Origin of the sequence: Streptomyces sp. NPDC005784 (genome assembly GCF_042871525.1) — a bacterium.
Classification (GTDB): domain Bacteria; phylum Actinomycetota; class Actinomycetes; order Streptomycetales; family Streptomycetaceae; genus Streptomyces.
The window spans coordinates 169396-181587 of record NZ_JBIAIQ010000010.1 but is presented as its reverse complement, the minus strand read 5'-3'; the positions used below and the strand labels follow the sequence as shown (position 1 = coordinate 181587).

Genomic DNA, 12192 nt, shown 5'->3' with positions numbered 1-12192 from the left:
GCCCGCGGTGGCGTTCAGACGCTCGCGGGAACCGTGTCCCGCTCGGGGTGTTCCCCGGGCACGACCGCCCGGTGGGCGCGTTCGACGGACTGCCCCCAGTAGGTTCCGGCGACCATGAGCACGGCACCGAGCGCGGTGAGGGCCGTGAGGTGTTCGCCGCCCAGGCCGATGCCGACCGCGACGGCCCAGACCGGCTCGGTACCCAGCAGCAGACTGGCCCGGCTGGCGGAACTGCGCTGCACCGCCCAGGTCTGGGCGAGGAAGGCGAACACGCTGCAGAACAGGGCGAGATAGAAGAGCTGCGCCCAGCCCGCGGCATCCACCCTGCCCAGCGTCGGCAGGGTGCCGGCGACGGGCACCGCGAACAGGGCGGTGCCGACAACCGTCTGGACGGCTGTGACGTGCAGCGGTCGTACGGAATGGCGGGCGGTGAGCCGCCCCACGAGCGCCACGTGGGCCGCGCGGACCAGCGCGGCGGCGAGGATCAGCAGGTCACCGCTCCGGGGTGAGTGGAAACCGCTGCCGGACACCAGGAGCCCGACGGCCAGCAGGCACAGACCGGTGGCGGCGAAGTAGCGAAGCGGCAGCCCCGCCGCGCCGGACGTGCGGTCCAGCAGCGGGGTGAGGACGACGGTGAGGCTGATGATCAGGCCCGCGTTGGCCGCACTGGTGTGCGCGACCCCGTACGTCTCCAGGACCAGGACCGCCGCCTGAGTGACCCCCAGCGCCGCCCCGACGTGAAGCTCGTGACGCGTGCCGCGCCTTGTCCGGCGACGGGCGGCGACGAGGGCGACGCAGGCGACGGCCGAGATGCCGTACCGGGCGAACAGGACGAGCAGGACGGGGAGCGCCGAAGTGGCTGTCTTGGCGGCCAGATAACTGGAACCCCAGACAGCGGCGACAAGGAGAAGCACCGCGTCGGTGCTGCGGACTCGGGACACGCCCCACACGCTCCCCCACACCGACCCTGAAGCCCAGGGCGAAGTTCTTCAGCATCTTTTAAGCATCACTACAATGAGCGGATGAACGAGCGGCAGCTGCGGATCCTGCGCGAACTCGGTGAGCTGGGGAGTGTCACCGCCGTGGCGGAGGCACTGCTGATGACCCCCTCGGCGATCTCGCAGCACCTGCGCCTGCTGCAACGCTCGATTCCCGTCCCGCTCACCGAACGCGACGGACGCCGGCTGGTGCTGACGGACGCCGGGCGGGCGCTGGCCGGCGCGGCGATCGAGGTGGAGAGCGCCCTCGCCCGGGCACGGCACTCCGTGGACGAGTTCGTCGACGAGCCGGCCGGAGACGTGTCGGTGGCCGCCTTCCACAGCGCGGGTGCCACCTTCTTCCCGATCCTGCTGCGCGGCCGGGACCCGCGGGCCCCGCGGCTCGCGCTCGCCGACGAGGACGTGGCGCAGGACCACTTTCCCCGGCTGACGCGGGACTACGACCTCGTACTCGCTCATCACCTCGCGCACGCGCAGCCCTGGCCGCACACCGTCACCGCCACCACGCTGCTGCGCGAACCGCTCGACGTCGCCATGCCGGCCGACCACCCGCTGGCCCGCGAAGAGCGGCTGACCCCGCGTGATGTCGCCGACCTGCCCTGGATCACCGTGCACGACGGATTCCCGCTGATGGCCACCATCGACGCCATCGCGACCGCAGCGAACCGGCGGCTCGACATCGTCCACCGCATCAACGAATTCGCGGTCGTCGCGGAGACCGTCGCCGCGGGAGGCGGGCTCGCCCTTATGCCCCGCTGGACCACGCGCCGGCATCCCGCCCTGGTCCTCAGACCGCTCAGCGGGGTCCACGCCATACGGCGCATCGACGTGCTCCACCGTCCCGAACGCGTGGCACGCAAGGCCGTACGGACGGTGCTCGACGAACTGCGCCGCGCGGCCCAGGCGATCCGGGGCGGCGACGACGCGGATTCCGACGCCGTCGCGACGTCCGCCGCCGGTCCACCGTGAGACGGGCGGCGACGGGATCCTGACGGCGATCTCGACGGGGCGCCGGGACCTTCCCGCCGTACACCCTGATGCCGAGGGGCGGAGATCCGGTACCGAGGCGTCGAGAGCCGATGTCGAGGCGCGGGGACGCCGCGCCTCGGCATCGGTCAGGCCCTGTCGGCCTTCTCCATGAGCGTGAGCATCTGCCCGGCGTCCGCCCGCCGGGCCGCGGCGATCTCACCGTCCAGCCGCTTGCACGCGGCAAGGACCCCGCGCGCGCGTGCCGTGGCGGCCTCGTGCCGTCCCAGGTCGGCCTCCAGCCGGGCGGCCGCCAGTTCGGCGCCCGTCCGGGCGTCGAGCAGGGCGTCCCCGAGGGAGGCGAACACGAGGATCGCCCGGGTGATGTGCCCGAGGGCCTCCTCGAACGCGTCCCGCGTGGCAGCCTCCTCCGCGTCGTTCGGCACGGAACGGGCCACCAGATCCCCGAACTGACGGTGGGTGTGCCCGAGTTCGGCGACGACACGGCGCCGCGCCTCCTCGTCTTCGAGCCCATAGCCGATTCGGGTTCCGATTCTGGAGCTGGAGCTGGAGCTGGAGCCGGAATCGGAATCGGAGCCGGAGCCGGAATCGGTCTCGGCTCCGGTTTCGGGCACTGCTTCGGCTGCGGATCCGGACCCGGTCGCGGCCCCGAGGCGGGCCCCGGTTTCGGCCGTGGTTTCGGCCGTGGTTTCGCTCTGGAGGCGGGCTCCGGTCTCGGTTCCGGTCCCGGCGGTGGTTCCCGTTTCGTCCCCGCCTCCGCTCCCGGGCTCGCCCCCGTCTCCGGCCCCCGCCTCGGTCGAGTCGTCCGGTGAGTCGTCCGGCAGGAACAGGTGTTCCGTCCCCGGCGAGCCCGGGGCAGCCGCCCGGCTCTCCACCGCCGACTCGCACTCCTGGACCGCCGCTCCCATCAGCTCCCGCGCACCGTCGAGTCCTCCGTCCAGCCGGGCTGCGCCCCACGCGCGGGCCCGGAGCGCCCGGACCAGCCCGTGGACGTTGCCCAGCTCGCGCCAGAGGTCGCCCGCACGGGCGTACGCCTGATCCGCCTGGGCGGTCATCCCGGCGTGCCCGAGGGCCTCGGCCGCGAGATGCGCGAGCATCGCGTGGTCGCGCTGCTCGGGCCAGTGCCGGGCGATGTCCGCGGCGCGCAGCCAGTGCTCGGCGGCCTCGCGGTGTTCGCCGAGCTCGGTGAGGCAGTCGCCGAGCCACCAGCGCGTCTGCACGATCGCGCCGTCGCCGTGCATCTCGCCGGTCAGATCCGGCAGCGCCGACTCCAGGATCTCGGCGGCCTCCGCCCACCGGCCCCGGCGGAGCAGGAAACCACCGAGCTGGTGGCGCGCCCAGGCCCCGAACGTGGCGGCGTCGCCCGCTTCGTCGGCCCAGTGCGCGGCCTCCAGTGCATGTTCCGAGGCGGGGCCGAACTGCCCGGTGGCGGCGAGTATCTCGGCGAGCCGGAGATGCAGCTGGGCATGGCCGGCCGGCTCCAGGTGGGAATCGCCGTGGTCCAGCGCTGCGCGCGTCGCCCGCTCCGCCGCCTCCGTGTCGCCGAGGTGCATCGCGATCCCGGCGAGCCGGGAGTCGTACTCGACGGCGAACCACGGCAGCCCCGCCGCCACGAACCCCTCGACGGCGCGCGAGAGGAACTCGGCGGCTCCTTCGGCGTCGTCGGCGCGGGCCGCGAGCTCCCCGAGCATCGCGTACGCCTCGGCGGCCCGCGAAGCCAGCGCCACGTCGTCCCCGGCGTGCGGCTCCGTGAGGGCCAGCAACTCCCGCGCGGCCTCCTCGGCGGCGACCATGACATCGCCCTCGGAACCGAAGCCGAAGCTTGTGCCGGAGCCGGAGCCGGAGCCGGAGCCGGAGCCGGAGCCGGAGTCGGAGTCGGAGAGCGGCTGGCTGCCCTCCGGACCGGCCTCCAGCTCGTCCACCCGATGCATCAGCGTCCGCGCCCGCCCCACCAGCACGGACGCCGTCTGGGACACCTCCGTCCCGCCCTCCGCGAAGAGCGCCAGCACCTGCTCGCGCAGTTCCGCGACGGTGTCCAGGACCTCCGCGGCCCCGCCGGACAGCGCCTGGACGTACGCGGCGCGGGAACGGGCCGCCAGTGCCTCGCCGGGGTCGCCCGCCTCGGCGTACAGCTCGGCGGCCCGATGGAAGAGGCCGGCGCCCTGTGGTCCCTCACCCATCGCCGCGTGATCGGCGATCTCCGCGCGGTCGCGGACCCGCAGTTCGTGGCCCTCGGAGGCGCGCGAGACCGCCGCCCACGCCTCCACCGCGTCCGGGTTGCGCAGCGCCGAGAGCCGCCGGGCCTCGGCGAGCAGCGCGTCCAGGTCGGGTTCGGCGGCCGCGGCCCCGGCCTGCGGCACGGGAGCGGGGGCCGTCGGCGGTACGTGGTGGCCGGTGCGTGCCGGGCGCGCGGAGCGCACGCCCAGCGGCAGCCGGTCGACGAGCGTCGGCTGATCCATGCGGGCGCGGGCGCGCTCGCTGACGTACGACGTGCCGTTGCGGGCGTCGAACCGAGCGGCCAGGTCGAGCACCTCCCCGCGCGCGTGCACGGAGAGTTCCGCCGCCGTCCACCCGCGCCCCGCGGGCCCGGGAACCGGCTGCCCGCCGAGTCCGAGGGAGGTCAGACGGTCCATGGTGAGCGCCACCACCGCCATGAAGTCCAGCTTGCTGCGCGGGTCCCCGGAGTCCGTGAAGTAGGCCGGGCGCTCCGCGAGCAGTTCCAGGGCGCGCGCCTCGTTGCCGGTGAGCGCGCAGAACTCCACATGGTCCGCGTACGCGCCCCGCATGCTCTCCATGGCCCGCACCAGCCGGAAACCGCGCAGATGATGGGCGCGCGCCTCGTCGACGCGCCCCAGGCGCAGCAGCGGCAGCAGGGAGGACGCGAGGACGGTGTGCGGCTCGTGGGCGCAGGTGTACTCGCCCTCCAGCGCTGGCGCCCACAGCTCCAGTGCCTCCACGTCCGCGCCGCGCACCGCCCGCCACCAGCCCTGTCCGTGCAGCTCGCACGCGTGGCAGTCGGCCATCGAGTCACGGTCCGCGGCCATCCAGGCGGTGTACGCCCGCTCGGCGCGCTCCAGGTCGCCCAGGTGGGCGGCGACGCTGAACTCGGCACCGCGCACGGCCCGTTCGGAGTGGCCGGCGAGACGGTAGCGCCGCTCCATCTCGCCGAGCCACTTCTCTATGGAGGCCAGCGGAACGTGCGGCTGGTCGAGCATGCCCGCCGACATCCACTTGAAGACCCAGTGCAGGGAGTGGATCTCGAACTCGTCGAAGTCCTCGGGGTGTTCGTCCCACATGCGCAGCAGGCGCGCGAAGGGGACGAACATCTTGCCCTTCTCGGAGCTGTAGTTGTAGACCTTCAGCTGGTGTCCGAGCGCCTCGATGACGGCGAGCGGGATGTTCAGCCGCTCGGCCTCCACGAGCAACTGCTCCGCGCGCGCGTTGCGGCCGGGCCCCTCCGGCTGCTCGTAGTTGTCCGCCATCGCCCGGCGCAGCGTGTCGAAGTCCATCGCCGGGCTCATCGGCGGTCGTCCTTTCCGGGGTCGGTGTGGGTGGCCCACTCCAGGAGGCCGATGAAGGCGCGGTTGAGGAGCGCCGAGTCCGCGGGCCGCAGCGGGCGCTGGGCCATCAGCAGGGCCTGTCCGTAGAGAGACTCCGTGGCGGTGCCCATCAGGTCAGGATCACCGAGCGAACTGATCCTGCGGATCAGCGGGTTGAGGTGATTGAGGACCAGACGCGCGCGGGGGGTGGTGCCGCGCAGCGAGCCGAGAATGCCCGCCCACAGGTCGTCGGCCTGCTCCTCGGCCTCCGCACGGGCCTGCTCGTGGCGGGCCGCCCGGTCGTCCAGATGCAGGGCGGGCACCGACATGGGGTGGAAGGCGCGCAGGACCACATCGCAGTTCAGCGGGTCGAGTCTGGCCCGCGCGACCCCCAGGAAGGCCGACAGGGCCAGCTCCTCGGCCGGGTCCACCGCGTCCAGATGAGCCGTCACGGTGTCCGCGTCCAGCTCCGAGACGACCGTCCCGGGGCGCACGGCGGGCAACGCCTCGATCAGCTCGCTGTCGTACGTGTAGCCGCCGTTGACGACCCCGACGCCCTGCGCGGAGGCGATCGGCGCGACCTGCCGGTACTCCTCGACGGTCCGCGTGAAGTGCACCACCGGGTGCCGCTGCGCGAACTCCTCCAGGGACAGCCGTCCGTCGGTCGTCTCGAAGGGCAGCCAGGGCAGCATCGTGCGCAGCATCTCCGCGTCGTGCCGCGCCAGCGACTTCACGCCCAGGTGGTGCACCGACAGGAACGCGGCCAGCCGCTCCGGATCGCCCGCCGCGAGACCGGTCAGCCAGGACCGGATGCGCTCGCCCAGCGCCTCCCGTACGGCGGCGAGGGTCTCGTCCTCGTACAGCGACTCGCGCGACGCGGTGGGCCGCAGACTGTCCGTGTCGAGGACACAGCGCACGAAGAACGCCCAGTCGGGCAGCAGCTGTTCGGCCCGCTCGGTGAGCAGCATGCCCTTCAGGTGCACGCGGTGGGTCGCGCGCTGGGCGGGGCTGACCGCCGACGGCAGGACGTAGGCCACGCCCCGGATCCCGGCGAGCGGCACGTCCAGGTCGATCGAGTCCAGCGGAGTGAACCCGAACAGGTCGTGGCAGTGCCGGGCCAGGGCGATCCTTCGGCCGGTGGGACTCGGATAGGGCCGGTCCCAGGGCGCGGGAAGGTCCGCGATCGGCTCGTCGCCGACGCGCACGTCGTACGGCAGCAGCGCCCCGAAGTCGCGTGCCAGCGAGCGCACCCGCTCCTCGCTCAGCCACTCGCCGGCCCCGGCGCGCGCCACCAGGTGCACGGTGGTGCCCGGCTCGGTGTGCGCCTCGTGCGGCAGGGTGCGCACGGTGTACGAGCCGTCGTCGGCCGCCGTCCACTCGACCGGCGCCGCGTCGGGCGTCCGGGCGCTGCGGCTGACCACCCGGATGCGCTCGGCGACGACGAAACACGCCAGCAACCCGATGCCGAACTGGCCGAGGAAGTCCGAACGCGCCGACTCCAGGCCGTCGTTCCGCTTGGAGCTGCGGCCGATGGTCGCCAGCAGGTTGTGCACGTCGGACTCGGTGAGCCCGATGCCGGAGTCCTCCACCCGCAGGGTGCCGCCCTCGGCGTACAGGCGCACGGTGGCCGGGGCGTCCGGCTGCTCGGCGCGCCGCGCGGTGATCGCGTCGACGGCGTTCTGCAGCAGTTCGCGCAGATAGACCTTGGGACTGGAGTAGAGGTGGTGGGAGAGGAGGTCGACCAGACCGCGCAGGTCGACCTGGAACGTATGAGGTGACGGGGAGGCCTGGGACGGCTGTGAGGTCTGGGAGTCCATCGTCGCTGCGCCGGTGGGTGGGGGACGTGCGACGGCGCGGGGTCGGGCGGTCCCGGGGGACGGTGACCGCGAAGAGGGCCGGAGCGCGTCATCCTAGGCCCGGAACGAGCCGTCTGACCAGCGGATTTCCGGGACGTATACGGCAATGTCAGTGCCGTGGTGTGCAATGGATCTCGTGCCCGTGCTCGAAGAACCACTGAAGAAGGCGCTCGGTCCCGCCACCGCGAAGGTGATGGCCGAGCACCTCGGCCTGCACACCGTCGGCGACCTGCTGCACCACTACCCGCGCAGATACGAGGAGCGCGGGCAGCTCACCCACCTCGCCGACCTGCCGCTGGACGAGCATGTGACGGTGGTCGCCCAGGTCGCCGACGCGCGCCTGGCCACCTTCGCCTCGTCCAAGGCGCCCCGCGGCAAGGGGCAGCGCCTCGAAGTCACCATCACGGACGGCAGCGGCCGCCTCCAGCTGGTCTTCTTCGGGCACGGCGTGCACAAGCCCCACAAGGACCTGCTGCCGGGCACCCGCGCGATGTTCTCCGGCAAGGTGTCCGTCTTCAACCGCCGCCTCCAGCTGGCCCATCCGGCGTACGAACTGCTGCGCGGCGAGGGCGACGAGGCCGTGGAGAGCGTCGACAGCTGGGCGGGCGCCCTCATCCCGATCTACCCGGCCACCGCCAAGCTGGAGTCCTGGAAGATCGCCAAGTCCGTGCAGACGGTGCTGCCGAGTGCCCAGGAAGCGGTCGACCCCCTCCCGGACTCGCTGCGGGACGGCCGTGGTCTTGTCACCCTCCCCGAAGCCCTCCTCAAGGTCCACCGCCCGCACACCAAGGCGGACATCCACGACGCCCGCGCCCGCCTCAAGTGGGACGAGGCATTCGTCCTCCAGGTCGCCCTGGCCCGCCGCCGCCACGCCGACGCCCAGCTCCCGGCCGTCGCCCGCGTCCCCGCGCCGGACGGCCTGCTGACCGCATTCGACGCCAAACTGCCCTTCACCCTCACCGAGGGCCAGCAGAAGGTCTCCAAGGAGATCTTCGACGACGTCGCCACCGAGCACCCGATGCACCGGCTGCTGCAGGGGGAAGTGGGAAGCGGGAAGACGATGGTGGCCCTGCGCGCCATGCTCGCCGTCGTCGACGCGGGCGGGCAGGCCGCGATGCTCGCGCCCACCGAGGTGCTCGCCCAGCAGCATCACCGGTCGATCACCGAGATGATGGGCGAGCTGGCCGAGGGCGGCATGCTCGGCGGGGCCGAGCACTCCACGAAGGTCGTGCTGCTCACCGGTTCCATGGGGGCCGCGGGCCGCCGGCGGGCGCTGCTCGACCTGGTCACAGGCGAGGCCGGGATCGTGATCGGCACGCACGCGCTGATCGAGGACAAGGTGCAGTTCCACGACCTGGGCCTGGTCGTGGTCGATGAGCAGCACCGCTTCGGCGTCGAGCAGCGCGACGCCCTGCGCGGCAAGGGCAAGCAGCCCCCGCACCTCCTGGTGATGACCGCCACGCCCATCCCGCGCACGGTCGCGATGACGGTCTTCGGCGACCTGGAGACCTCCGTGCTCGACCAGCTCCCCGCCGGGCGCTCCCCGATCGCCAGCCATGTCGTCCCGGTCGCGGACAAGCCGCACTTCCTCACGCGCGCGTGGGAGCGCGTGCGCGAGGAAGTGGAGAACGGCCATCAGGCGTACGTGGTCTGCCCCCGCATCGGTGACGAGGACGACGACCCAAAGAAGAGCGGCAAGAAGAAGTCCCCCGAGGACGAGGCGGAGAAGCGTCCGCCGCTGGCCGTCCTCGACGTCGCCGCCCAGCTCGCCAAAGGCCCCCTCCAGGGCCTCAAGGTCGAAGTCCTGCACGGCCGGATGCATCCGGACGACAAGGACGCCGTCATGCGCCGTTTCGCCGCGGGCGAGACGGACGTCCTGGTCGCCACGACCGTGATCGAGGTCGGGGTGAACGTCCCGAACGCCACCGCCATGGTGATCATGGACGCCGACCGGTTCGGCGTCTCCCAGCTCCACCAGCTGCGCGGCCGCGTCGGCCGTGGCTCGGCCGCGGGACTCTGCCTCCTGGTGTCCGAGATGCCGGAGGCGAGCCCGGCCCGGCAGCGGCTGAACGCGGTGGCCTCGACCCTGGACGGCTTCGAGCTCTCCCGCATCGACCTCGAACAGCGCCGCGAGGGCGACGTCCTCGGCCAGGCCCAGTCCGGCGTCCGCTCCTCCTTGCGCATGCTCGCCGTCATCGACGACGAGGAGATCATCGCGGAGGCCCGCGAAGAGGCCACCTCGGTTGTCGCGGCCGACCCGGATCTCCAGGGCCTCCCCGGCCTGCGCACCGCCCTGGACGCCCTGCTGGACGAGGAACGGGAGCAGTACCTGGACAAGGGCTGAGCGACGGCGACGGGCCGGCGGCTGAGAGACTGGGAGGAACCGACCCACCCCCAGCGCAAAGGACCCTCATGACCCGCGTGATCGCCGGCCGGGCCGGCGGACGCCGTCTGGCCGTCCCGCCGGGCACCGGAACCCGCCCCACCTCCGACCGGGCGCGCGAGGGCCTCTTCTCCACATGGCAGTCCCTGCTCGGCGGCCCGCTGGAGGGCGAGCGCGTGCTCGACCTGTACGCCGGCTCGGGCGCAGTCGGCCTGGAGGCGCTCAGCCGCGGCGCCGGACACACCCTGCTCGTCGAGGCGGACGCCCGCGCGGCCAAGGTCATCCGCGACAACGTGAAGTCGCTCGGTCTGCCGGGCGCCGAGGTCAGAGCGGGCAAAGCGGAGCAGATCGTCCGGACGGCGGCGCCTGAGGCACCGTACGACCTGGTCTTCCTGGATCCTCCGTACGCCGTCGCGGACGACGATCTTCGGGAGATTCTGCTCACACTCCTGGCCGGGGGCTGGCTCACGGAGGATGCGCTCGTCACCGTGGAGCGCAGCACCAGAGGCGGCGAATTCGGCTGGCCGGACGGTTTCGAAGCCGTCAGGGCCCGTCGATACGGCGAGGGCACGTTTTGGTACGGTCGCGCCGCCTCTACGTGCGAAGACGCACGATGACCGGACCGGAGAGCGAGGGACCACTGTTGCGCCGCGCCGTCTGTCCGGGGTCATTCGACCCCATCACCAATGGACACCTCGACATCATCGCCCGCGCCTCCCCGCTGTACGACGTCGTGCACGTCGTGGTGATGATCAATCAGTCGAAGAAGGGCCTGTTCACGGTCGACGAGCGGATCGAGCTGATCCGCGAGGTCACGGCCGAGTTCGGCAATGTCCAGGTCGAGGCCTACCACGGCCTCCTCGTCGACTACTGCAAGCAGCGGGACATCCCGGCCATCGTCAAGGGCCTGCGCGCGGTGAGCGACTTCGACTACGAACTCCAGATGGCCCAGATGAACTACGGCCTCTCGGGCGTCGAGACCCTGTTCATCCCGACCAGCCCCACCTACAGCTTCCTTTCCTCCTCACTGGTCAAGGAAGTCGCGAACTGGGGCGGCGACATCTCCCATCTGGTGCCGCCGGTGGTCCTGGCGGCGCTCAAGGAGCGGCTGGGCCAGGACTGAGTGCCTGACAGCCCGTCACCCGGTGTCGGGCGGGGCAGCAGTGGTCGTACAGTCGACCCGTCCGTCTCCATCACAGCTGTAGAGAGTGGCGAGCACACGGTGGACGTGCAGAAGAAGCTCGATGAGATCGTCGCGGCGGTCGGCAGCGCCCGTTCCATGCCCATGTCGGCCTCGTGCGTGGTCAACCGCGCCGACCTGCTGTCGATGCTGGAAGAGGTGCGCCAGGCGCTGCCCGGCTCCCTCGCCCAGGCGCAGGAGCTGATCGGCGGCCGCGAGGAAATGGTCGAGCGGGCCCGTCAGGAGGCCGAGCGGATCATCGAGACCGCGCACGCCGAGCGGGGCTCCCTGATCTCCGACACCGAGGTCGCCCGCCGCTCGCAGAACGAGGCCGACCGGATCCTCGCGGAGTCCCGCAAGGAGGCCGAGGAGATCCGTGCCGAGGCCGACGACTACGTCGACTCCAAGCTCGCCAACTTCGAGGTCGTCCTCACCAAGACCCTCGGCTCCGTCGGCCGCGGCCGCGAGAAGCTCCTCGGCACCGGCCCGGGCGTCGACGAGCAGGGGTACGAGGACGAGGACGCCCCGGAGCGCAGTTACGACCCGGAGACCCTGCGCCGCAACGCCGACGAATACGTCGACGTCAAGCTCGGCGCCTTCGAGGCCGTCCTCGCCAAGACCCTGGAGGCCGTCGGCCACGGCCGGCAGAAGCTGCACGGCCGGATCGCCAGCGACGACCTCGGCGATCTGAGCGCCTTCGGGGACGACGGAACGCCCGGCGCGCACACCAGCGACGCCGACTACCTGGCCGGCCTCGCGGAGCTCGCCGACGTGCCCGCCCAGCCCGCCCAGCCCGCCCAGACCCCGGAGCCGGCCGCCCAGCCGTCCTACGGGCAGCAGCAGGAGGCGTACGCCTACCAGCAGCAGGCCGACCCGTACGGCTACCAGCAGCAGTACACCCAGCAGCAGGACGCGTACGGCTACCAGCAGGCCGACCCGTACGCCGCCTACCAGCAGCAGGGCTACGACCAGCAGCAGGCGTACGACCAGAACCAGCAGCAGGTCTACGCCCAGCAGCAGGCCCAGGCCATGGACCAGCAGAACCACGCCCTCGACGAGGCCAGCCTCTTCGACACCAGCATGATCAGCGCGGAGCAGCTGAGGGCGTACGAGCAGGGGCGCGGCGGCCACTGACCACGGGGTCAGGAGGGGCGCGCACCGTCGGCCGAGGCCGGGGGCGCGCACCGGATTGGGCCGAGAGCGAAAGGTCCAGTATCCTGGCTCTTCGGTCGCGTGTACGTCCGCGATC

8 protein-coding genes are annotated in these 12192 nt (G+C 72.3%); 5 read left to right on the top strand and 3 right to left on the bottom strand.

Features of this window, described 5'->3' with window-relative positions; genetic code table 11:
- Nucleotides 1-14: 14 nt before the first annotated feature.
- Entirely contained in the window at nt 15-941 is a 927-nt protein-coding gene (locus ACFYR3_RS18950; protein ID WP_355842432.1) for a DMT family transporter, read from the bottom strand.
- A gap of 81 nt (nt 942-1022) precedes the next feature.
- Between ACFYR3_RS18950 and ACFYR3_RS18945 the strand changes: the two genes are divergently transcribed.
- On the top strand, nt 1023-1967 hold the full coding sequence (locus ACFYR3_RS18945) for a LysR family transcriptional regulator (RefSeq protein WP_389283930.1): 945 nt from the start codon (nt 1023-1025) through the stop codon (nt 1965-1967).
- A 146-nt stretch (nt 1968-2113) separates the two neighbouring features.
- Here the strand turns inward: ACFYR3_RS18945 and ACFYR3_RS18940 are convergent, their stop codons facing one another.
- Together ACFYR3_RS18940 and ACFYR3_RS18935 are read right to left on the bottom strand one after the other, a co-directional pair.
- Entirely contained in the window at nt 2114-5506 is a 3393-nt protein-coding gene (locus tag ACFYR3_RS18940) for a tetratricopeptide repeat protein (RefSeq protein WP_389283928.1), read from the bottom strand.
- Nucleotides 5503-7341: an HSP90 family protein gene (locus ACFYR3_RS18935; RefSeq protein ID WP_389283926.1), complete on the bottom strand. Its 1839-nt coding sequence runs from the start codon at nt 7339-7341 to the stop codon at nt 5503-5505. Before ACFYR3_RS18935 ends, ACFYR3_RS18940 begins: the two co-directional genes overlap by 4 nt.
- 166 nt (nt 7342-7507) lie before the next feature.
- Here ACFYR3_RS18935 and recG point away from each other — a divergent pair, with 166 nt between their 5' ends.
- The 4 genes from recG to ACFYR3_RS18915 all read left to right on the top strand — a co-directional run bounded on the left by recG (nt 7508) and on the right by ACFYR3_RS18915 (nt 12077).
- Nucleotides 7508-9724: an ATP-dependent DNA helicase RecG gene (gene recG, locus ACFYR3_RS18930; RefSeq protein WP_356781729.1), complete on the top strand. Its 2217-nt coding sequence runs from the start codon at nt 7508-7510 to the stop codon at nt 9722-9724.
- A 68-nt stretch (nt 9725-9792) separates the two neighbouring features.
- Nucleotides 9793-10380, top strand: a complete 588-nt coding sequence (gene rsmD, locus ACFYR3_RS18925; RefSeq protein ID WP_355842420.1) for a 16S rRNA (guanine(966)-N(2))-methyltransferase RsmD — start codon at nt 9793-9795, stop codon at nt 10378-10380.
- A gap of 26 nt (nt 10381-10406) precedes the next feature.
- Nucleotides 10407-10886, top strand: a complete 480-nt coding sequence (gene coaD, locus ACFYR3_RS18920) for a pantetheine-phosphate adenylyltransferase (protein ID WP_261708304.1) — start codon at nt 10407-10409, stop codon at nt 10884-10886.
- Between the two features lie 99 nt (nt 10887-10985).
- Nucleotides 10986-12077: an ATP synthase F0 subunit B gene (locus ACFYR3_RS18915; protein ID WP_355842417.1), complete on the top strand. Its 1092-nt coding sequence runs from the start codon at nt 10986-10988 to the stop codon at nt 12075-12077.
- Nucleotides 12078-12192 lie beyond the last annotated feature (115 nt).